The organism is Streptomyces sp. NPDC027672 (assembly GCF_055566335.1).
The window spans coordinates 314,460-339,807 of record NZ_JBVHSO010000010.1; the positions used below are offsets into that span (position 1 = coordinate 314,460).

General features: G+C 71.8%; 24 protein-coding genes and 1 rRNA gene. 14 read left to right on the forward strand and 11 right to left on the reverse strand.

What is annotated here, in order from left to right:
• Nucleotides 1–298 precede the first annotated feature (298 nt).
• The 3 genes from ACZ4SV_RS25205 to ACZ4SV_RS25215 are packed head-to-tail and all read left to right on the forward strand — an operon-like array spanning nt 299 to nt 4,177.
• A complete protein-coding gene (locus ACZ4SV_RS25205) occupies nt 299–2,572 on the forward strand; it encodes an RNA degradosome polyphosphate kinase (protein WP_468006583.1) in 2,274 nt (757 codons plus the stop codon).
• Nucleotides 2,553–3,755, forward strand: a complete 1,203-nt coding sequence (locus ACZ4SV_RS25210) for a CHAD domain-containing protein (RefSeq protein WP_468006585.1) — start codon at nt 2,553–2,555, stop codon at nt 3,753–3,755. The genes ACZ4SV_RS25205 and ACZ4SV_RS25210 overlap by 20 nt, the downstream gene beginning before the upstream one ends.
• Nucleotides 3,752–4,177 carry an NUDIX hydrolase gene (locus tag ACZ4SV_RS25215; protein WP_468006587.1) on the forward strand — a complete coding sequence of 142 codons (426 nt, stop codon included), beginning with the start codon at nt 3,752–3,754 and terminating at the stop codon, nt 4,175–4,177. Before ACZ4SV_RS25210 ends, ACZ4SV_RS25215 begins: the two co-directional genes overlap by 4 nt.
• Nucleotides 4,178–4,225: 48 nt before the next feature.
• Here the strand turns inward: ACZ4SV_RS25215 and ACZ4SV_RS25220 are convergent, their stop codons facing one another.
• Nucleotides 4,226–4,411: a hypothetical protein gene (locus tag ACZ4SV_RS25220; RefSeq protein WP_365873049.1), complete on the reverse strand. Its 186-nt coding sequence runs from the start codon at nt 4,409–4,411 to the stop codon at nt 4,226–4,228.
• A 145-nt stretch (nt 4,412–4,556) separates the two neighbouring features.
• Between ACZ4SV_RS25220 and ACZ4SV_RS25225 the strand changes: the two genes are divergently transcribed.
• Both ACZ4SV_RS25225 and ACZ4SV_RS25230 read left to right on the forward strand, forming a co-directional pair.
• The gene (locus tag ACZ4SV_RS25225; protein WP_365873051.1) at nt 4,557–5,417 is read left to right on the forward strand and encodes an SCO4651 family lipoprotein; all 861 of its coding nucleotides are present in this window, start codon (nt 4,557–4,559) and stop codon (nt 5,415–5,417) included.
• A 118-nt stretch (nt 5,418–5,535) separates the two neighbouring features.
• Entirely contained in the window at nt 5,536–5,697 is a 162-nt protein-coding gene (locus tag ACZ4SV_RS25230) for a hypothetical protein (protein ID WP_365873078.1), read from the forward strand.
• A 41-nt stretch (nt 5,698–5,738) separates the two neighbouring features.
• Here ACZ4SV_RS25230 and ACZ4SV_RS25235 read toward each other — a convergent pair whose 3' ends face one another.
• On the reverse strand, nt 5,739–6,047 hold the full coding sequence (locus ACZ4SV_RS25235) for a metal-sensitive transcriptional regulator (RefSeq protein WP_225824687.1): 309 nt from the start codon (nt 6,045–6,047) through the stop codon (nt 5,739–5,741).
• A gap of 225 nt (nt 6,048–6,272) precedes the next feature.
• Between ACZ4SV_RS25235 and ACZ4SV_RS25240 the strand changes: the two genes are divergently transcribed.
• Together ACZ4SV_RS25240 and ACZ4SV_RS25245 are read left to right on the forward strand one after the other, a co-directional pair.
• Complete coding sequence (locus tag ACZ4SV_RS25240; protein WP_397942455.1) at nt 6,273–6,893, forward strand: DUF47 domain-containing protein; 621 nt, start codon at nt 6,273–6,275, stop codon at nt 6,891–6,893.
• 7 nt (nt 6,894–6,900) lie between these two features.
• On the forward strand, nt 6,901–7,899 hold the full coding sequence (locus ACZ4SV_RS25245; protein WP_468006590.1) for an inorganic phosphate transporter: 999 nt from the start codon (nt 6,901–6,903) through the stop codon (nt 7,897–7,899).
• A gap of 141 nt (nt 7,900–8,040) precedes the next feature.
• Here ACZ4SV_RS25245 and pstB read toward each other — a convergent pair whose 3' ends face one another.
• The 4 genes from pstB to pstS all read right to left on the reverse strand — a co-directional run bounded on the left by pstB (nt 8,041) and on the right by pstS (nt 12,167).
• Entirely contained in the window at nt 8,041–8,817 is a 777-nt protein-coding gene (gene pstB / locus ACZ4SV_RS25250; RefSeq protein WP_365873058.1) for a phosphate ABC transporter ATP-binding protein PstB, read from the reverse strand.
• Between the two features lie 66 nt (nt 8,818–8,883).
• The gene (gene pstA / locus ACZ4SV_RS25255) at nt 8,884–9,936 is read right to left on the reverse strand and encodes a phosphate ABC transporter permease PstA (protein WP_468006593.1); all 1,053 of its coding nucleotides are present in this window, start codon (nt 9,934–9,936) and stop codon (nt 8,884–8,886) included.
• Nucleotides 9,933–10,931, reverse strand: coding sequence for a phosphate ABC transporter permease subunit PstC (gene pstC / locus ACZ4SV_RS25260; RefSeq protein WP_468006595.1), 999 nt, complete (start codon nt 10,929–10,931; stop codon nt 9,933–9,935). The genes pstA and pstC overlap by 4 nt, the downstream gene beginning before the upstream one ends.
• A gap of 108 nt (nt 10,932–11,039) precedes the next feature.
• Nucleotides 11,040–12,167 (reverse strand): phosphate ABC transporter substrate-binding protein PstS, encoded by a 1,128-nt coding sequence (gene pstS, locus ACZ4SV_RS25265; protein ID WP_468006597.1) that lies wholly within the window; start codon nt 12,165–12,167, stop codon nt 11,040–11,042.
• A 332-nt stretch (nt 12,168–12,499) separates the two neighbouring features.
• Here pstS and ACZ4SV_RS25270 point away from each other — a divergent pair, with 332 nt between their 5' ends.
• Nucleotides 12,500–14,086, forward strand: a complete 1,587-nt coding sequence (locus tag ACZ4SV_RS25270; protein ID WP_468006599.1) for an FAD-binding oxidoreductase — start codon at nt 12,500–12,502, stop codon at nt 14,084–14,086.
• A gap of 57 nt (nt 14,087–14,143) precedes the next feature.
• Here ACZ4SV_RS25270 and ACZ4SV_RS25275 read toward each other — a convergent pair whose 3' ends face one another.
• The 3 genes from ACZ4SV_RS25275 to ACZ4SV_RS25285 form a co-directional block, all read right to left on the reverse strand.
• On the reverse strand, nt 14,144–14,848 hold the full coding sequence (locus ACZ4SV_RS25275) for a phosphatase PAP2 family protein (protein WP_365873066.1): 705 nt from the start codon (nt 14,846–14,848) through the stop codon (nt 14,144–14,146).
• A gap of 230 nt (nt 14,849–15,078) precedes the next feature.
• The gene (locus ACZ4SV_RS25280; protein ID WP_468006601.1) at nt 15,079–16,086 is read right to left on the reverse strand and encodes a C40 family peptidase; all 1,008 of its coding nucleotides are present in this window, start codon (nt 16,084–16,086) and stop codon (nt 15,079–15,081) included.
• Nucleotides 16,087–16,183: 97 nt separating this feature from the next.
• Nucleotides 16,184–16,960, reverse strand: a complete 777-nt coding sequence (locus ACZ4SV_RS25285) for a trypsin-like serine peptidase (protein WP_468006603.1) — start codon at nt 16,958–16,960, stop codon at nt 16,184–16,186.
• A 406-nt stretch (nt 16,961–17,366) separates the two neighbouring features.
• On the opposite strand from ACZ4SV_RS25285, the gene ACZ4SV_RS25290 reads away from it, so the two are divergent.
• The 6 genes from ACZ4SV_RS25290 (at nt 17,367) to ACZ4SV_RS25315 (ending at nt 24,586) form a co-directional block, all read left to right on the forward strand.
• Nucleotides 17,367–17,675, forward strand: coding sequence for a hypothetical protein (locus ACZ4SV_RS25290; protein WP_016436843.1), 309 nt, complete (start codon nt 17,367–17,369; stop codon nt 17,673–17,675).
• A 171-nt stretch (nt 17,676–17,846) separates the two neighbouring features.
• Nucleotides 17,847–18,671 (forward strand): DUF8175 domain-containg protein, encoded by an 825-nt coding sequence (locus tag ACZ4SV_RS25295; protein WP_468006606.1) that lies wholly within the window; start codon nt 17,847–17,849, stop codon nt 18,669–18,671.
• Nucleotides 18,661–20,004 carry a hypothetical protein gene (locus ACZ4SV_RS25300; RefSeq protein WP_468006608.1) on the forward strand — a complete coding sequence of 448 codons (1,344 nt, stop codon included), beginning with the start codon at nt 18,661–18,663 and terminating at the stop codon, nt 20,002–20,004. The genes ACZ4SV_RS25295 and ACZ4SV_RS25300 overlap by 11 nt, the downstream gene beginning before the upstream one ends.
• Complete coding sequence (locus ACZ4SV_RS25305) at nt 20,001–21,557, forward strand: SCO6880 family protein (protein ID WP_468006610.1); 1,557 nt, start codon at nt 20,001–20,003, stop codon at nt 21,555–21,557. Before ACZ4SV_RS25300 ends, ACZ4SV_RS25305 begins: the two co-directional genes overlap by 4 nt.
• A gap of 14 nt (nt 21,558–21,571) precedes the next feature.
• The gene (locus tag ACZ4SV_RS25310; protein WP_365883247.1) at nt 21,572–22,984 is read left to right on the forward strand and encodes an ATP-binding protein; all 1,413 of its coding nucleotides are present in this window, start codon (nt 21,572–21,574) and stop codon (nt 22,982–22,984) included.
• Between the two features lie 12 nt (nt 22,985–22,996).
• A complete protein-coding gene (locus tag ACZ4SV_RS25315) occupies nt 22,997–24,586 on the forward strand; it encodes a type IV secretory system conjugative DNA transfer family protein (RefSeq protein ID WP_468006612.1) in 1,590 nt (529 codons plus the stop codon).
• Nucleotides 24,587–24,631: 45 nt separating this feature from the next.
• Here ACZ4SV_RS25315 and ACZ4SV_RS25320 read toward each other — a convergent pair whose 3' ends face one another.
• A complete protein-coding gene (locus ACZ4SV_RS25320) occupies nt 24,632–25,198 on the reverse strand; it encodes a GNAT family N-acetyltransferase (protein WP_468006614.1) in 567 nt (188 codons plus the stop codon).
• A gap of 79 nt (nt 25,199–25,277) precedes the next feature.
• A 5S ribosomal RNA gene (gene rrf / locus ACZ4SV_RS25325) occupies nt 25,278–25,348 on the reverse strand; the annotation flags it as partial.

A 25,348-nucleotide genomic window follows, 5' to 3' on the forward strand; every position in this document is an offset into this window, starting at 1 on the left:
CCGCCCACCCCGGGCGGGACGCGCCGGACCGGCGTTTTCGCACCCGGGAACCCCTTCGGGCCGCTCCCCGCTATCCCGCACGTCATGTCGCCGTAACCATTGATTCAGTCAGGCTTGCGACGCTCGGCCAATGACGCCCGCCGTGCCAGAGCCTTCGCCGCCTCCCGAGGGACCCGTCGCGGGGAACGGGACAGCGCAGCCCCCGCCCGCGCAGCTCCCGCCCGCGCCCCAGGCACCGCGGCTCCCGCCCGCGCGTTCCGACGCGCCCGTGTCACCCCTCGCGCGGAAGAATGGGTTCATGAGCCAGCCAGACACCCAGGCAGCAGAGTCCGAACCGGCACCCGCCGCCGGCCGCGGCGACCAGCCGGCCCCGCAGCCCTCCGTGGGCTCCATCGCCGCGCACCGGCAGCGTGCCGTGGCCGCGGCGGTCTCCGGCCTGGCCCCGGATCTCGACGCCGACCTCGACGCCTACGAGGAGGACCGGGCCGGCGGCACCGCCCTGCCCCAGGGCCGCTTCCTGGACCGGGAGCGCAGTTGGCTCGCCTTCAACGAGCGGGTCCTGGAGCTGGCCGAGGACCCGGCCACGCCCCTGCTGGAGCGCGCGAACTTCCTCGCCATCTTCGCCAGCAACCTGGACGAGTTCTTCATGGTCCGGGTGGCCGGTCTGAAGCGCCGCATCGCCACCGGCGTCGCCACCCGCTCCGCCTCCGGGCTCCAGCCGCGCGAGGTGCTGGAGATGATCTGGGCCCGCTCCCGCGAGCTGATGGCCCGGCACGCCGCCTGCTACCACGAGGACGTCGCCCCCGCGCTGGCCGAGGAGGGCATCCACCTGGTCCGCTGGTCGGAGCTGACGGAGAAGGAGCAGGCCCGCCTCTTCACGCTGTTCCGGCAGCAGATCTTCCCGGTGCTCACCCCGCTCGCCGTCGACCCCGCGCACCCCTTCCCGTACATCTCCGGGCTCTCGCTGAACCTGGCCGTCGTCGTCCGCAACCCGGTCAGCGGCCACCGGCACTTCGCGCGCGTGAAGGTGCCGCCGCTGCTCTCCCGCTTCCTGGAGGCCTCCCCGGGCCGCTACGTCCCCATCGAGGACGTCATCGCCGCCCCCAACCAGTTGGAAGAGCTGTTCCCGGGCATGGAGATCCTGGAGCACCACGCCTTCCGGATCACCCGCAACGAGGACCTGGAGGTCGAGGAGGACGACACCGAGAACCTCCTCCAGGCCCTGGAGAAGGAGCTGCTGCGGCGCCGCTTCGGCCCGCCGGTACGCCTGGAGGTCGAGGAGTCCATCGACCGCGAGGTGCTGGACCTGCTGGTGCGCGAGCTGAAGATCTCCGAGGCCGAGGTCTATCCGCTGCCCGGCCCGCTGGACCTCACCGGCCTGTTCCGCATCCACGGCCTGGACCGGCCGGAGCTGAAGTACCCGAAGTTCATCGCCGGCACCCACCGCGACCTCGCCGAGGTGGAGTCGGCGTCCGCGCCGGACGTCTTCGCGGCCCTGCGCGCCCGGGACGTGCTCCTGCACCACCCGTACGACAGCTTCTCCACCTCCGTGCAGGCGTTCCTTGAGCAGGCGGCGGCCGACCCGGACGTCCTCGCGATCAAGCAGACCCTGTACCGCACCTCCGGCGACTCCCCCATCGTCGACGCGCTCATCGACGCCGCCGAGTCCGGCAAGCAGGTCCTCGTGCTGGTCGAGATCAAGGCCCGCTTCGACGAGCACGCCAACATCAAGTGGGCGCGCAAGCTGGAGGAGTCCGGCTGTCACGTCGTCTACGGCCTGGTCGGTCTGAAGACGCACTGCAAGCTGTCCCTGGTGGTCCGCCAGGAGGGCGAGACGCTGCGCCGCTACAGCCACGTCGGCACCGGCAACTACCACCCGAAGACGGCCCGGCTGTACGAGGACCTCGGCCTGCTCACCGCGGACCCGCAGGTCGGCGCGGACCTCTCCGACCTGTTCAACCGGCTGTCCGGCTACTCGCGCCGGGAGACCTACCGCCGCCTGCTGGTGGCGCCCAAGTCGCTGCGCGACGGCCTGGTCTCCCGCATCCACAAGGAGATACAGCACCACCGCGCGGGCCGTCCGGCCTTCGTCCGCATCAAGGTCAACTCGATGGTGGACGAGGCGGTGATCGACGCCCTGTACCGCGCGTCCCAGGCGGGCGTGCCGGTGGACGTGTGGGTGCGCGGCATCTGCGCGATACGCCCCGGCGTCACGGGCCTGTCGGAGAACATCCGGGTCCGCTCGATCCTCGGCCGCTTCCTGGAGCACTCCCGGGTGTTCGCCTTCGGCAACGGCGGCGAACCCGAGGTGTGGTTCGGCAGCGCCGACATGATGCACCGCAACCTCGACCGCCGGATCGAGGCCCTGGTCCGGGTGGTCGACCCCGGCCACCGCGCAGCCCTGAACCGGCTGCTGGACACCGGCATGTCCGACCGCACCGCCTCCTGGCACCTCGGCCCGGACGGCGAGTGGACGCGGCACGCGACCGACGCGGACGGCCAACCCCTGCGCAATGTCCAGGAGATGCTCATAGACGCCCGGAGGCGCCGGCGTGGCACAGCAACACCTTGACCCGACGGACCCCACGGCCGAGGCGTCCCCCGGGCTCCCGGTCCCACCCGAACAGGGAGGTGCCCCTCTCGGCGACGCCCTCGCGGGCTATCTGCGCGGCCAGGCCACCGAGTTCCTGCGCGCCCTGCGCCTGCACCGGGAGACCGGCGGCAACGGCGGCGGCGCGCGCGGCTTCCCGGGCGCGGCCGGCGACGGCGCGCGGGAGTCCGTGGACGCGGCGCGCGCCCTGCGCCGCTCGGCCCGCCGCATCAGCGGCAGCCTGCACACCTTCCGGCCGCTGCTGGACCCCGGCTGGTCCGAGGAGATGCGCCCGGAACTGGCCTGGCTGTCCGGCACGCTGGGCCTGGAGCACGCCTACGAGGCCCGCCTCGAACGGCTGCTGCTGGCGCTGCACCGGCTGTCCGGGGCGACGGCCCTGCCGGTCCGCGCGCCCGACGCCGTGGCCGCGGGCGGCCGGGCCGTGCGGACCGCGCGCGGGGGCGGTGCGGTGCCCGACGGGGCGGGCGGTCCGGCCGGTGCCACGGCGACCACGGAACGCGGCACCCTGACGGTCGGCGCGGCCAAGGCCGGCGCCCTGCTCGAACGCCAGCTCACCCTCGCCCGGACCCGGGCCCACTCCACCGCGCTCCAGGCCCTCGGCTCGGCCCGCTTCCACGCCGTCGCCGACCAGGTCGCCGTCCTCGCCAGCGAGGTCCCGCTCACCGCCGCCGCGCCCGGCACCGACCTGGGCCCGCTGGCCGCCGCGGCCGAGGAGCGCCTCACCGACGCGGTCGCCGCGCTCCCCCTGGTCACCGCCGGGCACCCCTACAACGCCGAGGCGCTGGTGCACGGCCTGTCCCCGGAGCCGTCCCCGCACCCGCAGGACGGCCCCTGGCACCAGGTCCGGCTGCTGCTGCGGCTGTACCGGTACGCCCGCGAGGTGCTGCACGGCGGCGACGCGCCCCTGGACGTTCGGCTGCTGACGGCCGGCCAGGCGCTGAACCGGCACCGGGACGCCTCGGAGGCGGCAGCGGCGGCGGCCCAGGCGGCCCGCACGCCCCGGATCACCCCCGCCACCGCCTACGCGCTCGGCGTGCTCCACGCCGACCAGCGGCACGAGGTGGAGGCGGCCCGGTTCGCGTTCCAGCAGTGCTGGCAGAAGCACCCCGTCGGCACGTCCTGGGCCCGCGAGGAGGCGGTGTGAACAATCCGGAGGTCCGGGCGGCCGGCTGCGTCCTGTGGCGCCGCACGGACCCGGACGGCATCGAACTGGCCCTGGTCTTCCGGCCCCGGTGGTCCGACTGGTCGTGGCCCAAGGGAAAGCTGGAGGAGGGCGAGACGGCTCGCGCGGCCGCCCTGCGCGAGGTCCGCGAGGAGACCGGGCACGGCTGCCGGCTCGGCCCGGAGCTGCCGGTGTCCCGCTACGTCGACCACGAGGGCCGGGACAAGGAGGTCCGGTACTGGGCGGCCGAGTCGACCGGCGGCGCTTTCCGGCCGAACGCGGAGGTGAGCGAGCTGCTCTGGCTGCCGCCGGACGCGGCGCGCGCACGGCTGACCTACGCCGTGGACAGGGCGCTGATCCCGCCCGCGCTCGCGGCGGCCGGCGCCGCTTCCCGCCCGGCCTGAGACGGGCCTGACCGCCCCCGCGGGCCGGCGGCGCGGCCCGGCCGGGCCTCAGGGGCCGGTCGTATGGCCCTCCGCGTCCGTGCGGGCCTGGCTGCGGGCCCGGCGGGCGGGACCGCGCCAGCCGCAGCTGCACCGGGCCACGCAGAAGCGGCCCTGGTCGGTCGTCGTCGTGCGGTGTTCCTGCCCGGACCGGGCGTGTTCCGGCCCGTCCTGCTGCGCCGAGGTGACTGCCACACCGGGAACGGTACCCAGCCCGCGCGGCGGGTGTGCGCACAGTGTCCGACGCGCTCCCGGCGGCGCGTGACGGCGCCCTCCACCCGTCGTTATCCGGACAGACAGGGGGCCCGTGACGGACACACCGGCTGGGGGTAGGCAGGCGATGGATCGGCGGCAGCACAGACGCGCGGGCGGGACGGCCGCCGCGGTGGGCATCCTGCTCGGCCTCGGGGCGGGCGCCACGGGCTGTTCCGGCAGCGGGGCCGCCGCCGAGGGCGTCCCGGGCGCGGGCGATCCCGTGGCCGTGCTGCACCGGGCCGCCGACGCGCTGCGCAGCGCGGGCAGTTCCAAGGCCACCACCTCCATGGAGATGGCCACCGGCGGCACCCGCGTCACCATCCGCGGCCGGGGCGTCTACGACTACCGGCGCCGCCTCGGCCGGCTCACCGTGCTGCTGCCCGAGGACCCCACGGGCGCCTCGGAACACCGGCCCATCACCGAACTCCTCGCCTCGGGCGCCCTGTTCATGAAGAACCGGGGCGCGGGCGTGCCCGCCGACAAATGGGTGCGGGTGGACACCGCCACGCTGTCCGACGGCAATCTGGTCACCGGCGGCGCGACCGATCCGTACGCGGCGGCCGAGGTGCTGCGCGGGACCCGCGAGGCGTCCTTCGTCGGCCGCACCGAGGTGGCCGGGACGGCGGTGCGGCACTACCGGGGCACCGCCGACCTGAGCCGTGCGGCGCGGTCCGCCTCGGCCGGGAACAGGGCGGCGCTGGCCGCCGCGGCGAAAGGGTTCGCCGCCGCCGAGGTGCCGTTCGACGTCTATCTGGACGACGCGGGCCGCATCCGCAAGCTGCGGCAGCGCTTCAGCTTCGTCAACGGCCACGCGCAGGCCACCGTGGGGGTCGCCTCCACCCTGCTGCTGTACGACTTCGGGGCCCCGGCCGACATCCGGCTGCCGGCCCCGGCGGACATCTACGCGGGCCGGATCGCCGGGGACGAGCCCGGCTCGGACGGCTGAATCCGGCCAGTGCACTAGTCCGGGACGCCCTCCCGTAAGTAGCCCGTCCGTGCCATGCGCGGTGTGTGGACCGCTGCCTACCCTAGGGAGCGGTGACGGCGGAGAAGAGGTGAGGCGGGTGGCCCGGATCGGCGGCACGACGGTTCAGGACCACGTGGCTCTCGCCGAGATCGAGCTGTGCGGGGAGCTGATCATCGCGGCGTCGGCCGCCGAGGACCGGCTGAGCCTGGAGAGCATCGACGAGGTGCTCCGGGTCGCCGAGGAGCGGGATCCGGCCTGAGGACCGGGCCCGCCCGGCCCCCTTCCGGCCCGCCCGGCGGCTCAGGTGCGCAGCAGCCGGCCGATCGCCTTCGTGGCCTCGTCCACCTTCGCGTCGATCTCGTCGCCGCCCTTGAGGGCCGCGTCCGCGACACAGTGCCGCAGGTGCTCCTCCAGTAGCTGGAGCGCGAAGGACTGCAGGGCCTTGGTGGAGGCGGAGACCTGCGTGAGTATGTCGATGCAGTAGGTGTCCTCGTCCACCATCCGCTGGAGCCCGCGGATCTGCCCCTCGATCCGGCGCAGCCGCTTGAGGTGCTCGTCCTTCTGGTGGTGGTAGCCGTGCGTGGCGCCGGCCTCGGTCGTCGTCGTCATGGCTGGCCTCCGACTCGGGACGAACTAAAGACAAACACAAACAAAAGGGACACATACCCCTACTGGGTATATGGTAACGAACTTTGCGGGGTACAGGGCCCTTCGGACGCCCCCGTACTCATCACCGCGCCCGATGGGCGACACTGGGATGCGGCCCGATAGCCGTGGCCGGATGATGCGCCTAGCATCAGCCTGACCGAAACCGAAGCACCCCGAGGACCCCACGTGCGCTTTCGTCTGACCCCCAGGGAGACGAGCTTCTATGACATGTTCGCCGCGTCCGCGGACAACATCGTCACCGGCTCGAAACTCCTGATGGAACTGCTCGGGGCGGACTCCTCCGCCCGGGCCGAGATCGCAGAGCGTATGCGGGCAGCGGAACACGCAGGTGACGACGCCACGCACGCGATCTTCCACCAGTTGAACTCCTCGTTCATCACGCCGTTCGACCGGGAGGACATCTACACCCTCGCCGGCTCCCTGGACGACATCATGGACTTCATGGAGGAGGCCGTCGACCTGGTCGTCCTCTACAACGTCGAGGAACTGCCCAAGGGCGTCGAGCAGCAGATCGAGGTCCTGGCGCGGGCGGCCGAGCTGACCGCGGAGGCCATGCCGAACCTGCGCACCATGGCCAACCTCACCGAGTACTGGATCGAGGTCAACCGGCTGGAGAACCAGGCCGACCAGATCCACCGCAAGCTGCTCGCCCACCTCTTCAACGGCAAGTACGACGCGATCGAGGTGCTGAAGCTGAAGCAGATCGTGGACGTCCTGGAAGAGGCGGCGGACGCGTTCGAGCACGTGGCGAACACGGTGGAGACCATCGCCGTCAAGGAGTCCTGAGGCGTCGATGGACACCTTCGCCCTGATCGTGACCGTCGCGGTCGCGCTCTTCTTCACGTACACGAACGGCTTCCACGACTCCGCGAACGCCATCGCGACGTCGGTGTCGACCCGCGCCCTGACCCCGCGCGCGGCGCTCGCCATGGCGGCCGTGATGAACCTGGCCGGCGCCTTCCTGGGCTCCGGTGTCGCCAAGACGGTCAGCGAGGGGCTGATCGAGACGCCGCACGGCTCGACGGGGATGGGCATCCTCTTCGCGGCCCTGGTCGGCGCGATCGTCTGGAACCTCGTCACCTGGTACTTCGGCCTGCCGTCCTCCTCCTCGCACGCCCTGTTCGGCGGCATGGTGGGAGCGGCGCTGGTGGGCGGCACAGACGTGCTCTGGGGCGGTGTCCTGGAGAAGATCGTCATCCCGATGTTCCTCTCCCCGGTCGTCGGCCTGGTCGTCGGCTATCTGGTCATGACGGCGATCATGTGGCTGTTCCGGCGGTCCAACCCGCACAAGGCCAAGCGCGGCTTCCGCATAGCCCAGACCGTCTCGGCCGCCGGCATGGCCCTGGGCCACGGCCTCCAGGACGCCCAGAAGACGATGGGTGTCGTCGTGCTGGCCCTGGTCATCTCCGGCCACGAGACGTTCGACGACCCGATCCCGGTCTGGGTCAAGATCGTCTGCGCGATCATGCTGTCCCTGGGCACGTACGCCGGCGGGTGGCGGATCATGCGCACGCTCGGCCGCAAGATCATCGAGCTGGACCCGCCGCAGGGCTTCGCGGCGGAGGCCACGGGCGCGTCGATCATGTTCACCACCGCGTTCATCTTCAAGGCGCCGATCTCCACCACCCATGTCATCACCTCGGCGATCATGGGTGTGGGCGCGACGAAGCGGGTCAACGCCGTCCGCTGGGGCGTGGCCAAGAACATCGTCCTGGGCTGGTTCATCACCATGCCGGCCGCGGGTCTGGTCGCCGCGCTGGCCTTCGGCCTGGTCAAGCTGGTGGCGCTGTAGCACCGGCGCCCCGCCTGGCGCATGCGACGGGCCCGCCCCCGGGAGCCGGGGGCGGGCCCTTCTGCGTCCTCGCGGTGGCACCGCCATGCAGCACCGCGAGGGGTCCGGCACCGCCCCGGCACAGCGGGGCGGCGGCGTCGGTCAGCCGAAGCGGCCGGAGATGTAGTCCTCCGTGGCCTGGACCGACGGGTTGGAGAAGATCCGCTCGGTGTCGTCGATCTCGACGAGCCGGCCCGGCTGTCCCACCGCGGCCAGGTTGAAGAACGCCGTACGGTCCGAGACCCGCGCCGCCTGCTGCATGTTGTGCGTGACGATCACGATCGTGAACCGCTCCTTCAGCTCGCCGATCAGGTCCTCGATGGCGAGCGTGGAGATCGGGTCCAGGGCCGAGCAGGGCTCGTCCATGAGCAGGACCTTCGGCTCGACCGCGATGGCGCGGGCGATGCACAGGCGCTGCTGCTGGCCGCCGGAGAGCCCGGAGCCCGGCTTGTTCAGGCGGTCCTTGACCTCGTTCCAGAGGTTCGCGCCCTTGAGCGACTTCTCGACGATGTCGTTCAGCTCGCTCTTCTTGTGGCTGCCGTTCAGCCGCAGCCCCGCCGCCACGTTGTCGAAGATCGACATCGTGGGGAACGGGTTCGGCCGCTGGAAGACCATGCCCACCTCGCGGCGGACGGACACCGGGTCGACCCCGGCGCCGTACAGGTCGTCGCTGTCGAGCATCACCTTGCCCTCGACGCGCCCGCCGGGGGTGACCTCGTGCATGCGGTTCAGGGTGCGCAGGAACGTCGACTTGCCGCAGCCGGAGGGGCCGATGAACGCCGTCACCGAGCGCGGCTCGACCGTCATCGATATGTCCTCGATCGCCCGGTGGGAGCCGTAGTAGGCGGTCAGGCCGCTCACGTCGATTCGCTTGGCCATGTCTGTTTCACTTCCAAAAGTCCGGTGGGTCTTCACGACCGGCCGTGCGGCGGGAGCCGCACCGGGTCAACGCGGGGCCTTCCAGCGGGCGATCCCGCGGGCCACCAGGTTGAGGATCATCACGAAGGCGATGAGGGTGAGGGACGCGGCCCAGGCGCGGTCGAACGCCGCGTTCTCGCCCGCGCTCTGCGTGAACTGCTGGTAGATGTACAGCGGCAGCGACGCCTGCGCGCCCTCGAACGGGTTGTTGTTGATGAACCGGCTGCCGAACACCAGCAGCAGCACCGGCGCGGTCTCGCCCGCGATCCGGGCGATGGCCAGCATGACGCCGGTGGTGATGCCGCCGAGGGAGGTCGGCAGGACCACCTTCAGGATGGTCCGCCACTTCGGCACGCCCAGCGCCAGCGCGGCCTCGCGCAGCTCGTTCGGGACCAGCTTGAGCATCTCCTCGGTGGAGCGGACCACGACCGGCATCATCAGGATGGCCAGGGCCAGCGAACCGGCGAAGCCGAACGGCTCCAGCTCCAGCATGAGCATCAGGCTGAGGATGAACAGACCGGCGACGATCGACGGGATGCCCGTCATGACGTCGACGAAGAAGGTCACCGCCTGGGCGAGCCGGCCGCGGCCGTACTCCACCAGGTAGATCGCGGTGAGCACGCCGATCGGGGCGCCGATGAGGGTGGCGAGGCCGACCTGCTCCAGGCTGCCGATGATGGCGTGGTAGATGCCGCCGCCGGGCTCGGAGTCCGCGACGACGCCCATGGAGTGGGTGAGGAAGTAGACGTCCAGCACCTTCACGCCGCGCGAGACGGTCGTCCAGACCAGGGAGACCAGCGGGACGACGGCGAGCAGGAAGGCGACCCAGACGAGCGAGGTGGCGACCCGGTCCTTGGCCTGCCGGCGGCCCTCCACCCGGGCGGCGATGCCGTAGGTGCCGAGGATGAACAGGAGCGCGGCGATCAGGCCCCACTGGATCCTGCTGTGCAGGCCGGCGGCGAGGCCGATGCCCACCGCCACGACGACGGACCCGGCGGCGACCGCCCACGGGAACCACTTGGGCAAGGACGCGCCGCGCAGCGATCCGGAGCGCTTGCCGTTGACGGCTGCGGTGCTCATGCGTTGGCCCCCGAGTACTCCTTGCGGCGCGCGATGATCATGCGGGCCGCGCCGTTGACCAGCAGGGTGATGACGAAGAGGACCAGGCCGGAGGCGATCAGCGCGTCCCGGCCCTGCTCGCTGGCCTCGCCGAACTTGCTGGCGATGTTCTGGGCGAAGGTGCCGCCGCCCGGGTCGAGCAGGCTGGCGTGGATGTCGTAGTCCGGGGAGAGCACGGTGGCCACCGCCATCGTCTCGCCGAGCGCGCGGCCGAGACCGAGCATGGAGGCGGAGATCACACCGGAGCGGCCGAAGGGCAGGACGGCCATGCGGACGACCTCCCAGCGGGTGGCGCCGAGGGCCAGGGCGGCCTCCTCGTGCATCCGCGGGACCTGCCGGAACACCTCGCGGCTGACGTTGGTGATGACCGGCAGGATCATGATGGCCAGCAGGATGCCGACGGTGAGCATGGCGCGGGGCGCGCCGCCCTCCCAGCTGAAGATCCCGGTCCAGCCGAGGTAGTCGTTCAGCCAGCCGTACAGGCCCTGGAGGTGCGGGACGAGGATGAGGGCGCCCCACAGGCCGTAGACGATGGACGGTACGGCGGCGAGCAGGTCGATCACGTAGGCGACCGGGCCGCTCAGCCGGCGCGGGGCGTAGTGGGTGAGGAACAGCGCGATCGCGACGGCGACCGGGACCGCGATGACCATGGCGACGACCGAGGAGACGATCGTGCCGAAGACCAGGACCGCGATGCCGAAGTCGGGCGGTATGAGGTTGGGGTTCCACTCGAAGGTGGTCAGAAAGTTGCCGTCGTCCTTGCTGATGGCGAGGCAGGCGCGGTAGGTGAGGAAGACCGCGATCGCGGCCATGATCACCAGCAGCAGGATGCCGGAACCGCGGGTCAGGCCCAGGAAGACGCGGTCACCGGGGCGGGTGGCACCGCGGGCGGCGCGCTTGCGCTCGGCGGTCGCGGGCGCGGGTGGCGGAACGTCGGTTGTCGTCGATATGTCCATCGGGTTCTCCGGTCTGCGGAGCCACCGGCCCGCTGGGGCGGCGGCTCGTGGCGGCGGTGCACCGGACGGTGCGGCCCGGCCGGTGCCGGGCCGCACTCACGGATCAGGTCAGCTCAGGCCCTCGACGGTGGTGCGGACCTTGGCGATGATCTCGGCGGGGATCGGGGCGTAGTCGTTCTGCGTCAGCACCTTCTGGCCGTCCTCGCTGGCGATGTAGCGTAGGAACGCCTTGGTGGCGGGCAGGGTGTCGGACTTGTTGCCCTTGTCGCAGACGATCTCGTAGGTGACCAGGGTGATCGGGTAGGCGCCCTCGGCCTTGGTCTTGTAGTCGAGCTGGAGCGCCAGGTCCTTGCCGGTGCCGATGACCTTGGCCGCGGCGATGTCCGCGGTGGCGCTGTCGGTGGACGGCTTCACCGGGGACTTGGCGCCGGTGTCGATGGCGACCGTGTCGATGTCCTTGGCGTAGGACAGCTCGAAGTAGCCGATCGCGCCGGAGTTCTGCTTGACGCCCTGGGCCACGCCGGCGGAGCCGGAGGCCGCCTGGCCGCCCTTGGCCTGCCAGGCCTTGCCGCCGGAGTACTTCCAGTTGTCCGGGGTGGTGGCGAGCAGGTACTTGGTGAAGTTGTCCGTCGTACCGGAGTCCTCGGAGCGGTGGAACGCCTGGATCTTCAGGTCGGGCAGCTTCGCGCCGGGGTTCAGCTTCTTGATCGCCGGGTCGTTCCAGTTCTTGATCTTGCTGTCGAAGATCTGGGCGATCGTCGGGGCGTCCAGGACCAGGTCGTCCACGCCCGGGACGTTGTAACCGAGGGCGATCGGGCCGCCGACCATCGGCAGGTCGATGCCCTGGCCGCCGGAGCAGATCTTCTTGGAGGCGGCGACCTCCTCGGGCTTCAGCGCGGAGTCGGAGCCGGCGAACGCGATCTGGCCCTGCGTGAAGGAGGTGACGCCGGCACCGGACCCGGAGCCCTTGTAGTTGATCTCCACCTTGCAGGCCGGGGAGAACGACTTGACCCAGGCGTCGATCGCGTTCTTCTGCGCGGAGGAGCCGTCCGCGAGCAGCTGGCCCTTGGCGTCGTCGCACTTGATCGAGGCGCCGGCCGCCGTGGACGAGCCGCCCGAGGGCTTGCCGCCGTCTCCGTTGTCGTCGGACCCACACGCCGTCAGGGCCAGGGCCCCGGTGACGGCGACAGCACCGAGAGAGAGGGCACGCAGCCGGTTCTTGCGCTGAAGCATCACGTTCGGGAGTTCCTTCCAGAAGCCGCCGCTGTCGGCGGCGCGCAGAGGTGAAGTGAGGGCGGAAGTGCGCGAGCGCGTCCAACTCCGCACTCCGCACCGGGTACGGCCGAAATTAGGCAGAACAGGTGAAGCCGCCGATGGCCAGAAATGAACGCAGAGTGAACCCCTGCCATCGGCCCGGTGAGGTCACGGAATGCTCACGGGGAGGGCACACGGAGATACCGGTGCCCGGCGTGTCACGAACACCTGTGCGCCGTTCTTCACCCGCCCGGGGGAACCCCACGGCGCGCGGTGTCGTCTCGTCCCAGGAGAGCCGAGGAAAGGCGACGGACATGCAACGGCGTACGTTCATCTCGGGCGGCGCGGCCGCCCTGGCGACGACCGCACTGACCGCGTGCGGCGCGGGCCCGGACCCCGCGGCCCCGGCGGCACGCCCCGGCACCCCGTCGCGCTCCTCCCTCACGTCCCTGAGCAGCACCGGGACCCCCCTGACGACCACGAGCGCGGTCGCCGCCGCCAACTGGGCGGCCCTCGCCCGCGACCTCGACGGCTCCCTGCTGCGGCCCGGCGACGCCTCCTGGAAGACCGCCCACCAGCTCTACAACACCCGCTTCGACGGCCTGAAGCCGGCCGCGGTCGCCTATGTGGCGCACGCCGCCGACATCCGCACCACCCTGGCGTACGCCCGCGCGCACCGCGTCAAGGTCGCCATCCGCAACGGCGGCCACTCCTACGCGGGCTACTCCTCCGGGAACGACCGGCTGGTCCTGGACGTGTCCCGGCTGAACCGGATACGGGCCGGCGGCGGGCAGGCCGTCGTCGGCGCCGGCGCCAAGCTGATCGACGTCTACCGCGCGCTCGCCGCGAAGGGCGTGACCATACCCGCGGGCTCCTGCCCCACCGTCGGCATCTCCGGTCTGGTGCTCGGCGGCGGCCACGGCGTCGCCTCCCGTGCCTACGGCCTGACCTGCGACAGCCTCACCCAGGCCACCCTGATCACCGCCGACGGCACCCAGGTCACCGCCGACGCCACCCACCACGCCGACCTGTTCTGGGCGCTGCGCGGCGCCGGCAACGGCAACTTCGGCGTCGTCACCGAGCTGCACTTCGCCACCCATGCCGCGCCGCAGGCCGTCACCGCCTATCTGACCTGGCCCTGGTCCAAGGCCGCCAAGGTCCTCAAGGCGTGGCAGGAGTGGGGCCCGTCCCAGCCCGACGAGATCTGGTCCTCCCTGCACCTGTCCTGCTCGCCCGGCCGCACCCCGGCCGTCTCCGTCTCCTGCTTCTCGCTCGGCACCTACCGCGAACTCCAGAACGCCGTGGACCGCCTCGCCCACCTGGCCGGCGCCGACGCCGCCTCGGTCTCACTGCGCCGCCGCGGCTACGAGGAGGCCATGGAGGTCTACGCCGGCTGCTCCTCCCTCGCCACCGACGCCCAGTGCCATTTGCCCGGCTCCACCCCGGGCCGCTCCCCGCAGGGCAGGCTCGGCCGCGAGACGTACGCGGCCCGTTCCGACTTCTTCGACCGCTCGCTGTCCGCGGCCGGCATCCAGACCGTGCTGCGGCAGGTCGCCGCGGTGCGCGGCGGCGCCGGCAGCGTCGCGTTCACTGCCCTCGGCGGCGCGGTCAACCGGGTCGCGCCGACCGCCACGGCGTTCGTCCACCGCCGGTCCCGGATGCTGGCCCAGTACCTCGTCTCCTGGGGCGCCGGCGCCTCCGGCGCCACCGCCCGGACCTGGCTGGACTCGGCCCACACCGCGATGCGGCCCCACGCCTCGGGCGCCGCCTACCAGAACTACACCGACCCGTCCCTGAAGGACTGGAAGAAGGCGTACTACGGGGACGCGGCGGCCCGGCTGGCCAAGGTGAAGCAGACGTACGACCCGCAGCGCTTCTTCTCGTACGCGCAGGGCCTGTAGCCCGCGGCGCACGGAAAACCGGCCGGGGCGGCGCGCGCCCCGGCCGGTGTCAGGCCGTCACGCGGCCAGGTCCCGCTCCTCGTTCTCCACGGGCGTGCGGGTGCCGGGCAGCAGGGCGTCCGGGCCGGTGCCGGCCGCCGGCCGGCGCCGCACCAGCCGGCCGAGGCGCGGCGAGCGCTCCACGGCCCGCACCAGCGGGGTGAGCAGGGCCATGGCCGGCGGGGACAGCAGCAGCACGACCGCCGTGCCCAGCGCGAAACCGCCGACGACGTCCGTCGGATAGTGCACGCCCATGTAGACCCGGCAGAAGCCCTCCAGCAGGGCCAGGCCGATGCCGGCGAGGCCGAAGCGGCGGTGGGCGACGAAGAGGCCCACGCCGAGCGCCATGGTGAGCGTCGCGTGGTCGCTGACGAAGGAGAAGTCGTTCTTCCCGGAGACCAGGACGTCCAGGCCCTCGTGGTCCACGAACGGGCGGGGGCGCTCCACGAAACCGCGTATCGGGACGTTCACGAGGACGGCGAGACCGGCCGCGAGCGGCGCCCACACCAGCGCGGCCACCGAGGGCACCGCGTCCTCGCCGCCCCGGCGCCGCACGGTCCACCAGCACCACAGGATCAGCAGCACCAGGGCGAGCAGCAGTCCGTACTCGCCGACGAACTCCATGACCCGGTCGAACCCGTGCGGGGCGTCCTTGGCCAGGCCGTTGATGTCGTAGAGCAGGTCGACGTCGGGGTTGGATCCGGATTCGGCGAGTACAGCCATGGTGCTGCGGCCCCTTCGTCGTTCGTCCGGACGCACCGGGTGTGCGTCGCTCCAGCCCCCCGTGGTTCGTAGATCCGCTTCCGCTGCACTGCCGCACTGACGTCCGCTCGGCTACGTCAACAGGAACGCACAGCCCCCGCGAATACGTTCCACTCTCCACTGAATGATCACGCAGACGTTATCGAAGAGAGACTCGTCCTCGCAGCTCAGGGGGCGGCTTCACGCTCGGTTCACACCGTCGTGGGGAGCGCGTTCGCCCCGTCCTCTGTTACCCGCGTGGCGCCGAAGTAGTCCGGGGTGTCGATCGGGTCGAAGCGGATCACGGCGCCGGTGCGCGGGGCGTCGATCATGTATCCGCCGCCGACGTAGATCCCCACGTGCCGGATGGCCCGCGAGTCGGTGAGGTCGTCGGAGAAGAAGACCAGGTCACCGGGGAGCAGTTGGTCCCGCGAGGGGTGCGGTCCGGCGTTGTACTGGTCGTTGGCCACGCGCGGCAGGGTGATGCCGACCTTCTGGTACGACGCCTTGGTCAGGCCCGAGCAGTCGAACCGTCCGCCCTGGGCCGCGGTGCCCTCGCCGCCCCACAGGTACGGCGTGCCGAGCCGGCTCTGCGCGAAGGCGATGGCGCCGGCGGCCTGCCGGCTGGGGTCGAGCCGGCTGACCGGTGCGGCGAAGCTCTCCTCCAGGCTGCGGATGCGCTTGACGTAGTTGCGCGTCTCGCTGATGGCCGGCACCCCGCCCGACCGGATGACGCGGTAGGCGCCCGCGTTGTAGGCGGCGAGCATGTTGTCGGAGACGTCCCCCGGCACGTCCTTCACGTACTTGGCCAGTTCGCAGTCGTAGGAGGCCGCCGACGGGATGGCGTCACCGGGGTCCCAGATGTCCCGCTTGCCGTCCCCGTTGCCGTCGATGCCGTGCGTCGCCCAGGTGCTCGGGATGAACTGGGCGATCCCACGGGCGTCGGCCGGGCTGACGACGGTCGGGTTCCACCCGCTCTCCTGGTAGAGCTGGGCGGCGAGCAGCGCGGGGCTGAGCGCCGGGCACAGGTTGCCCCACTGCTGCACCAGCGACTTGTAGGCGGCCGGCACGGCGCCCTTCGCCAGCCCCCGGCCTCCCGAGGTCACCCCGTTGACCAGGTTCCCGGCCACGACGTAGACCCCGACGACGAGCAGCATGACGAAGCTCAGCCCGGCGCCCGCCACGGCACCGCCGACCATCCACGTCTTCCGCACCGTCAACCGCCCCTCGCCACCGGCCCGTCCGTCCGCAGCAGTGTAGAAGCGGACGGCGCGCGGCACGAGGACATCGCCGCAGGAGACCGCAGGCGACGGTCCGTCAAGAGCCGTTCCCGGCCACCGCGTCCTGGTACAGCCGCGCCGCCTCCCCGCCCAGCACCACGCTGTAGGAGACGTCGGCGGTGGCGCCGCCCCGCTCGTGGCCGCCGAGCACGCCGACGACCTGCCCGTCGCCGTTCACCCAGGGGCTGCCGCTGGTACCGCCGGTGAAGCCGGGACAGTCGACGCGCTGCTGCGTACGGCTGTACGGCGACGGCTTGTCCGTGCAGGTGACGGGCGTCTCGCGGACGCGCGGATAGCCGGTGACGGTCACCGCCGTGGCCCCGGTGGCCACACCGGGCGTGAACCGGCCGGCCCCGACCACGTCCTCCAGCCGCCTGCCGTCCCGCCCGGCGACGGCGGCGAAGGCGACATCGCTGTCCTCGTCCTGCTCCCGGGTCCATCCCGCGGGCAGGAACCGCCGCGTCACCCGCCAGAGCCCGTACGGCGCCCGCCCGTCCCGGTATCCCGGCACGAAGACCAGGCCGGCGCCGCCGTCGTCCACGCAGTGCGCGGCGGTGACGATCAGGTCGCCGCGCGGGCTGTGCACCACCGACGCGGTGCAGAAGTGCCCGCCGTCCGGCCGGCCCGCCCGGTCGGCGGCGAACAGCGCGCCCACCCGGGCAGCCGGCCGGTTCGCGACGGCGTCGGCGGTGACCCCGAGCGGTCCCGTCCCGCCGTCGGCGGCGGCCACGGAGGACGAGGTGAGCGCGAGCAGCACCACGGCACCGAGCAGGGCGGGCCGCGAGGTGGGCGAGAGGCGTGAGAGGCGCTTCATGGCTCCCACTCATGCCCGCGAAGCCGCGGAACCCGCTCGGGACTCCCCTGAATTTTTCCTGTGAATCCGTGCGACCGCGCCGGAGCGGTCCGTCCCCGCGGCCCGTTCCCCCCGCCTGACCACCCGTGAGAACATCGGACCGGGGCCTCACCCGACCGGCCGTCAGACAGTGCGCGGGCCGTAAAGGGGGTCAACGACCGGACCACACCACAGGTTCCGGTCTGACCTCATTGCCCGGCGTGACCTGCCGTGATACACAGAGTGACCATAGGTGCCATGCGGAGGAAACCCGCCAGTCAATGACGTCAAGTCGACATACGTTGGCGGCGTTGTCGGCGACAATGAGGCCTGACCTCTGCACACCGCAGGGGACTCGCGGAACTACCCACCAGGGGCGGTGACTTACATGCTCTTTGCGGCCGACAAGGGAGACATCAACACCATCATCGGCGGGATCGCTCCGGACTGGGGCCCCTTCGGCAGCCTGGGCAACGAAGCCAAGGTGATGATCGAGGTGGTCATGGCCGTGGCCATCCTGCTCTGCCTCGGACTCGCGGTGTGGGGCGCGGCCAAGCAGCGCATCGGTGCCACCGCCCTGCGGGACACGTTCAGCGCGGAGCAGGGCAAGGGCCTGATCATCGCCGGCCTCACCGGGGTCTTCATCATCGGCTCCCTCGGCACCCTGTTCACCATCGTGTACGGCATGGCGGTGTAGCCCCGCCCCTCCCGGGCACGCCCGGCCACGGCTGTCCCCTCCACCCCACCCACCCGTCGTGCCCACCGGCTGAGGTTGCGTCTCCCTGATGTCGAGTCACCACACCGCGCCCGCGCGGGAACCAGCACGGCTACCGTCGTATGTCTACGAGGTGGAGGGGGCGTACGCGGCATGAGTCCCGGCGACGAACAGGGTTACGACTACGCGGAGACGGGCCAGACCCGGACCCGCCTCCCGGACACCGACCCCTACGGCGGCGCCCCCCGCCGCCCCCACCGCTCCTCCTCCAGAAGCCTGATCACGGTGGTCGGCGTGGTGATCCTCCTCATCGCCGCCATCGCATTCGCCAACCGGGGGGACGGGGGGGCGAAGGAGGAGGCGGTGGGAAAGACGGACAAGCCGGTGACCTCCGCGACCTCGGCGAGCGGCACCCGGCCGGTGGAGGCCAAGTCCGCCGGTGTGCCGACGGGATACGCCCACACCGAGCAGGGAGCCCAGTCGGCGGCCTCGAACTACGCCGTGGCCCTGGGATCGACAGGCATGTTCAACAAGGACAGCCGCCACACGCTCCTGCACCTGCTCTACACGGCCGAGGCTGCGGCCCGGTTGCAAGACCCCATGGACCGGGCCTACTCGGCCGGGTTCCTCGCCAAGATGGGCCTCGACGCGGACGGCAACCCGCCGAAAGGCAATACGTTCGTCTCCCGAGTGATCCCGATCGGTACGACCGTGCAGCAGTACACGGCCGACACCGCCAAGGTCTCCGTCTGGTACGTGGGACTCATCGGCATGGCCGGCAGCGCCTCGACCGACCCTGTCACCTCGTCGTGGAAGACGTGGACCTTCAGCCTGCGGTGGTCCGGTGGCGACTGGAAGGTCGACTCCCAGACGCAGCAGGACGGCCCCGCCCCGGTGCCCGGCGACGACAGGGCCGCCACTTCCGACGAGATCAGCAAGGCCATCCAAGAGTACGGAGGGTTCACGTATGCCCGGTAGCCCGCAGCGTGCGCTCAAGCTGGCCGGAGTCGTGGCAGCCGTACAGACCACGGTCGTCCTGCTGGCCGCACGCGCCTTCGCCGAGCCCTCGCCCACCCCCTCCGGCAGCCCGTCCCCCTCGCCCTCGGGCACGCTGGACTGCGGCGCGATCCCGGGCGAGGCCAAGAAGTACTGCGAACGCGGCAACACGTCGAGCAAGACCGGCGGGGCCACGACCCCCGACGCCTCCTCTCTCGACCCGTTGTCGTCGTTGGCCAAGGGCTGCGCGGAGGCTGCCTCCTGGACCATCGGAAAGCTCAGTGATGCCGTTAAAGGCACCGCTTCCGTCGACTTCACCAATCAGGCGTTCCTGAAGCAGTACGCCGTCGTCTTCGCCGCCTCCACGATCCTGACGCTGCTGCTGTGGCTGCTGGCCGTGGCCAAGCGAGCCGTACGCGGCGTACCGCTCACCACCGCCGTCTCCGAAGCCGTCGGCTTCCTCTGGCTCACCGTGCTGGCCAGCGCCTTCACCCCGCTGATCCTCTACACGGTCGTCTCCGCCACGGACAGCGTCACGGACGTCCTCGCGAAAGCCACCGGCGACCAGACCGACACCTTCTTCGGCACCTTCTCCGGCGCCCTGGACAAGGGCACGGACATCGGCGGCGGCCCGATCATGCTGATCGTCGTCTCCTTGGTCAGCATCCTCGCCGCCGGCGTCCTCTGGCTGGAGCTGGTCATCCGCGCCGCCCTGCTCTACGTCGGCGCCCTCCTCGGCACCGTCGTCTACGCCGGACTGGTCGACAAGAACCTCTGGGGTCACGTCCGCCGCTGGGCCGGCATCATGATCGCCGTCATCCTGGTCAAACCGGTCATCGTCATCGTGCTCGGACTGGCCGGCGCCCTGTCGGGAGACAACGGCCCCGACGCCTTCTCCGCCGTCGTCTCCGGCCTCGCCATCATCCTGCTCGCCATCTTCGCCAGCGCGATGATCTACCGCTTCGTCCCCGGCTTCGGCGACGAGATCGCGGGCGGCCGCAACAACCGCATCATGCAGGGCGCCGAGGGCAAGGCCGCCGCCGTCATCAGCTCGCCCGCCACCCTCGTCGCCCAGGGCATCAAGACCCACAGCACCCGCGCCGACAGCAACGCCGCCGGCCAGAGCGGCGCGAGCGCCCCCCGCCAGGCCAACCCCGCCTCCGGCGGCGTCGCCGCGCACAGCTCCCGCACCCCGTCCGGCGGCACCGGCGGAGCCGTCCCCTCCGCCACGCCCGCGCCCCGCGCGTCCAGCCCGGTCAACACCCCGCACGCAAGCAACACCCGCAACAACCGCTCGGGAGGTGAAGGGCGTTGACGACCGAGTCCCACCTGTCCCATCCGGTCACGCCCCGCCGTACGTATCTCATCGGCCGCGCCCGGCCGAACGCGATCATCGGCCGGAACCGCGAGTCCGGCGAGATCGCGCTGATCATCGCCGGCGCGTTCCTCGGCATGATGTGCGGCCTCCTCGTCCCGGTCCTGTCCCTGCGGATCGTCCTGCTGATGGGCTTCCCGCTGCTCGCGCTCGCCGCGGTCTACGTGCCGTACAAGCGCCGCACCTTCTACAAGTGGTTCGAGATCAACCGCTCGTACAAGCGGACCGTCAAGCGGGGCGCCGCCTACCGGTCCTCCGCCATGGAGGCGGGCACCCGGATCGACGGCCGGGAGATCGAGGTCGGCCCGCCGCCCGGCATCGGCCGCATCGTCTGGCTCGCCGCGCCCTTCGGGCCGGACGAGATCGCCGTACTGCTGCACGCGGACCGCAAGACGGTCACCGCCGCCATCGAGATCGAGGGCCCCGGCGTCGGCCTGCGCGACTCCGAGGACCAGGAGGCCCTGGTCGACCGCTTCGGCACGCTGCTCAAGCACGTCGCCAACGGCGACGGCTTCGTGACCCGGATCCAGATGCTCGCCCGCACCCTGCCCGCCGACCCGGACGCGCACGCCAAGGACGTCGCCCAGCGCGGCGACCGGCGCTCCCCGGACTGGCTGCAGCGGTCCTACGACCAGTTGCAGTCCATGGTCTCCACCAGCAGCGAGCAGCACCGCGCGTACCTCGTCGCCTGCATGCACTACAACCGCGAACTGGCCTCCGAGGCGAACGCCATGGCGCGGGCCGCCCGCGCCCACGGCGCCAAGGCCGACCGGGACGCCGGACTCGCCGTCGTCATGGCCCGCGAGCTGACCGACATCTGCTCCCGGCTCCAGGAGGCCGACATCCGGGTACGGCAGCCGCTCGGCCAGGGCCGGCTCGCCTCCCTGATCCACTCCATGTACGACCCGGACCACCCCATCGACCACATCCAGGCCATGACCCAGCGCAACGCCTGGCCGGCCGAGCTGGACGCCATGGAGCCCACCTACCTCCAGGCCAAGACCCGGGAGTCCGCCACCCGCGCGCCTTGGTGCCACGCCACCGCCTGGGTGAAGGAGTGGCCGATGACCCCCGTGGGCGTCAACTTCCTCGCCCCGCTCCTCGTCCACACTCCGGACGTCATCCGCACGGTCGCCGTCACCATGGACCTCGAACCCACCGAGGTCGCCATCGAGCGCATGCTGACCGAGAAGACCAACGACGAGGCGGAGGCGTCCCGCGCCGCCAAGATGAACCGGACCGTCGACCCGCGGGACCTCGCCGCGCACACCCGGCTGGACCAGCGCGGCGAGGACCTCGCCAGCGGCGCCGCCGGCGTCAACCTGGTCGGCTACATCACCGTCTCCTCCCGCTCCCCGGAGGCCCTCGCCCGCGACAAGCGGACGATAAGGGCCTCCGCCGGCAAGTCGTACCTCAAGCTGGAGTGGTGCGACCGGGAGCACCACCGCGCCTTCGTGAACACACTTCCCTTCGCCACCGGCATCCGAAGGTAGGGGCTGATTCTCCGATGCGGGATCCGCTGTCCGTCCTCACCGAGGCATTCGCCTCCTTCCTGTTCGGGAAGGTGGAGACGACCCGGCCGCCGGTGCGCACCTCCACGGGCCAGGCCCAGGCGGTCTACCTGCCCACGGCCGCGCCCGGCCTCGGCGACTCCGGCGTGATCATCGGCCGCGAGGTGTACTCCGGGAAGGGGTACATCTACGACCCGTTCCAGCTCTACGGCCAGCAGTTGCCGGCCCCGCACTGGCTGGTCCTCGGCGAGTCCGGCAACGGCAAGTCGGCGCTGGAGAAGACGTACGTCCTGCGCCAGCTCCGGTTCAAGGACCGCCAGGTCGTCGTCCTGGACGCCCAGGGCGAGGACGGCGTGGGCGAATGGAACCTGATCGCCGAGGAGCTGGGCATAACGCCCATCCGGCTCGACCCGACGGCCGCCCTCAACCACGGCATCCGGCTCAACCCGCTGGACCCGGCGATCACCACCACCGGACAGCTCGCCCTGCTGCGGACCATCATCGAGGTGGCCATGGGCCACGGCCTGGACGAGCGGGCCGGCTTCGCCCTGAAGGTCGCGCACTCCTACGTCAACGAGACGATCCTCGACCGCCAGCCGGTCCTGACCGACATCGTGGAGCAACTGCGGCACCCGGAGCCGGAGTCGGCGGAGGCGATGAACGTCGCCATAGACGACGTACGGGCCTGGGGCCTGGACGTCGCCCTGGTGCTCGACCGGCTGGTCGACGGCGACCTGCGCGGCATGTTCGACGGTCCGACCACGGTCGGCATCGACCTGGACGCGCCCCTGATCGTCTTCGACCTGTCCCACATCGACCGCAACTCCATCGCCATGCCGATCCTCATGGCGATCGTCGGCGTGTGGCTGGAGCACACCTGGATCCGCCCCGACCGCAAGAAGCGCATCTTCCTGGTCGAGGAAGCCTGGCACATCATCAACAGCCCCTTCGTCGCCCAGTTGTTCCAGCGGCTGCTGAAGTTCGGCCGCCGGCTCGGCCTGTCCTTCGTGGCGGTCGTCCACCATCTGTCCGACGTGGTCGACGGCGCCGCGGCGAAGGAGGCGGCGGCCATCCTGAAGATGGCCTCGACCAGGACGATCTACGCCCAGAAGGCGGACGAGGCGCGCGCCACCGGCCGGGTGCTGGGCCTGCCGCGCTGGGCGGTGGAGATCATTCCGACGCTCACACCCGGTATCGCGGTCTGGGACGTCAACGGCAACGTCCAGGTGGTCAAACACCTGATCACGGAGACGGAACGCCCCCTGGTCTTCACCGACCGCGCGATGACCGAGTCCTCCAGCGACCTGGCGGCCGACGACGCGCTGCGCGCGGCCGAGCTGGAGGCCGAGCAGCGGGCCGCGGCCTTCGTGGAGCAGCATGTGGGCGACTCCGAGTCGACGGTGGCGTAAGGGGGGCGCGGCGTGCGACCGGACGATCACCGTGCCGGCCCCCGGGACGGCCGGGGCGGTGTCCCCGACGGCCTGCTGATCGGCATCCTCGCGTTCCTGCTCGGCATGACCGTGCTGGTGTGGACGGCCACGGGCCTCGCGGCCTGGTTCTCCCGGGGCGCCTGGCCCGACGCCGTCACCTTCACCCGCACCCCGTCGGCCATGCGCCACCTCATCGGCCGGCCGCACGACCTCCCCGGCGCCTGGCCGGACACCCCGCCGGGCCGGCTGTCCGGCTGGGGGCTGTTCTGGGGCCTGTTCCTCGGCCAGCTGATGGTGCTCTTCGTCGTCACCGTGTTCGTGCTGGGCACGGTGGCCCGGTGGCGCGCGGCGAAGGCCCGCCGGTCGGCACAGCCGAAGGACCCGGTGCCGCCCCCTGTCACGGACCACCGGTACGAGGTGCCCGTACCGCGCACGGAGCCACCCGCGGAGCCGCGGCCGGCGCCCGCGCGGCCGATTCCGGCGACCGCCCAGGAGACCCCCTGGGAGACCGCCGCGCAGCCACCACCACCGCCGCCGGGCCTCACGGCGCACGGCGACCCGGTGGGCGAGGTGCCACTGGACGGGGGGCCGGGCGGGCCGGTGGGCGGTCCGGCGGACGAACAGCCGGCCGGTCCGGTGAACGGGCGTGTCAGCGGCCGGGAGAGCGTCTTCCTCGCGCCCCGGGAAGGCCGGCTGGCCATCGCCGCGCAGGCCGTGCGCGACGCGGAAGGCGCCGTCCTCGTCGTCACGTCCAACCCGGCCCTGTGGGCGGAGACCAAGGACGTCCGGGCCAAACTGGGCCCGGTCCTCCTCTACGACCCGGTCCACCTCTGCGACTCCCCGGCCCGCCTGCACTGGTCGCCCACGGCGGGCTGCGAGGACCGGCGGACGGCACTGCACCGGGCTACGGCCCTGCTCGCCCCGGTGCGCCCCACCGCCCGGATCGACCAGGCGGTGGCCGACACGGCGGTCGTCCTGCTGCGCAGCTATCTGCACGCGGCGGCCCTGGAGAACCGCACGGTCCGGCATGTCCACCGCTGGACGCAGGGCACCCAGGTCCAGGACGCCGTCCGTACCCTGCGCACCCATGCCAAGGCCGCTCCGGGCGCGGCCGGCGAACTGGAGGCGGCCCTCACCGCGCATCCGGAGCGCCGGGATGTCGCCCAGGAGCTGACCAGCAGGGCCCTCGCGGCGCTCTTCACGGTGCACGTCCGCGAGGCGTGCACGCCCCACCGAAGTGATGCGCTCGCCCTGGATTCCTTCGTCCACGAAGGGGGCACGCTGTACGTGGTGGGTGAATCCATCGAGGATCCGCGGAGCGTTCCGGGCGCGATGCCGCTCCTGACGGCCCTCGTCTCCAGCGTGGTCGAGCGCGGCCGGCGCATGGCCGAACGGTCATCCTCCGGTCGGCTCGACCCACCACTCACCCTGGTCCTGGACGACATCGCGGCCGTGGCGCCGTTCCCCGAGCTGCCGGACCTGCTGGCCACCGGAGGCGACCGCGGCCTGCCGGCGCTCGCCCTGCTCCGCTCCCGGGAACAGGCCCGCGCCCGCTGGCCGCACCGGGAACTGCCGGTCTAGGGTCTGTCGTCCGGATCAGGCCCGGCACGATCCGAACGAGAGGCCCTACGCCGGCCGCTCCAGGACGAACTCCAGCTCGTTGGCGGTCTCGTCCTTCGAGAACGAGACGACGAGGCCGCTCGGTGCGAATCCGAGCCTGCGGTACGCGGCCTGCGCCCGGGTGTTCTCCTCGTGGACGAACAGCCGTACGCACGCGGCGTCCTGTTCCCACGCCCAGGCCACGCCGGCCGCGAACAGCGCGTCGATCAGTCCGTTGCCCCGGTGTTCGGGCCGTACGAAGACGCCGACCGCGTGCCCTTGCCGCCGCTCGACCGCGTTCCCGGCCCAGTCCCGCGTGCCGGCCTCTTCCAGGAGCACGGTGACGGAACCGGCCCAGGTCCCGTCGGGTGCCTCGGCGATGAACTGGTGGGCGGTGGTGGAGCCTTCGCCGGACCCGGTGGCCCGGTCCTGCCAGAAGGAGTCGGGGTTGCCCGCGGCGTTCTCGTAGGTCTCCAGGAAGGCGAGGTGCGCGATCGGGTCCCGCAGCGCGTCCAGCCGCAGCTTCTTCACCCGCTCCCAGTCCTCGGGGCGTATGGCGCGTACGGCGTAGCCGTTTTCGGTGACAGCGGTCATGCGGTCACCGTAGACCACGGATACCGGGCCGGAAAACAGAAAACCCCCGCACCGGAGTGCGGGGGTTTCCTCAAGAATTGTTCGGCGGTGTCCTACTCTCCCACAGGGTCCCCCCTGCAGTACCATCGGCGCTGTGAGGCTTAGCTTCCG

What these genes read in the sequence shown, in the direction of transcription:
- ACZ4SV_RS25295 (WP_468006606.1), top strand. Translation starts at nt 17,847, where the DNA reads ATGAGTCCCGGCGACGAACAGGGTTACGACTACGCGGAGACGGGCCAG.
- ACZ4SV_RS25290 (WP_016436843.1), top strand. Translation starts at nt 17,367, where the DNA reads ATGCTCTTTGCGGCCGACAAGGGAGACATCAACACCATCATCGGCGGG.
- ACZ4SV_RS25310 (WP_365883247.1), top strand. Translation starts at nt 21,572, where the DNA reads ATGCGGGATCCGCTGTCCGTCCTCACCGAGGCATTCGCCTCCTTCCTG.
- ACZ4SV_RS25245 (WP_468006590.1), top strand. Translation starts at nt 6,901, where the DNA reads ATGGACACCTTCGCCCTGATCGTGACCGTCGCGGTCGCGCTCTTCTTC.
- ACZ4SV_RS25275 (WP_365873066.1), bottom strand. Translation starts at nt 14,848, where the DNA reads ATGGCTGTACTCGCCGAATCCGGATCCAACCCCGACGTCGACCTGCTC.
- ACZ4SV_RS25300 (WP_468006608.1), top strand. Translation starts at nt 18,661, where the DNA reads ATGCCCGGTAGCCCGCAGCGTGCGCTCAAGCTGGCCGGAGTCGTGGCA.
- ACZ4SV_RS25285 (WP_468006603.1), bottom strand. Translation starts at nt 16,960, where the DNA reads ATGAAGCGCCTCTCACGCCTCTCGCCCACCTCGCGGCCCGCCCTGCTC.
- pstB (WP_365873058.1), bottom strand. Translation starts at nt 8,817, where the DNA reads ATGGCCAAGCGAATCGACGTGAGCGGCCTGACCGCCTACTACGGCTCC.
- ACZ4SV_RS25225 (WP_365873051.1), top strand. Translation starts at nt 4,557, where the DNA reads ATGGATCGGCGGCAGCACAGACGCGCGGGCGGGACGGCCGCCGCGGTG.
- ACZ4SV_RS25205 (WP_468006583.1), top strand. Translation starts at nt 299, where the DNA reads ATGAGCCAGCCAGACACCCAGGCAGCAGAGTCCGAACCGGCACCCGCC.
- ACZ4SV_RS25320 (WP_468006614.1), bottom strand. Translation starts at nt 25,198, where the DNA reads ATGACCGCTGTCACCGAAAACGGCTACGCCGTACGCGCCATACGCCCC.
- pstC (WP_468006595.1), bottom strand. Translation starts at nt 10,931, where the DNA reads ATGGACATATCGACGACAACCGACGTTCCGCCACCCGCGCCCGCGACC.
- pstA (WP_468006593.1), bottom strand. Translation starts at nt 9,936, where the DNA reads ATGAGCACCGCAGCCGTCAACGGCAAGCGCTCCGGATCGCTGCGCGGC.
- ACZ4SV_RS25270 (WP_468006599.1), top strand. Translation starts at nt 12,500, where the DNA reads ATGCAACGGCGTACGTTCATCTCGGGCGGCGCGGCCGCCCTGGCGACG.
- ACZ4SV_RS25235 (WP_225824687.1), bottom strand. Translation starts at nt 6,047, where the DNA reads ATGACGACGACGACCGAGGCCGGCGCCACGCACGGCTACCACCACCAG.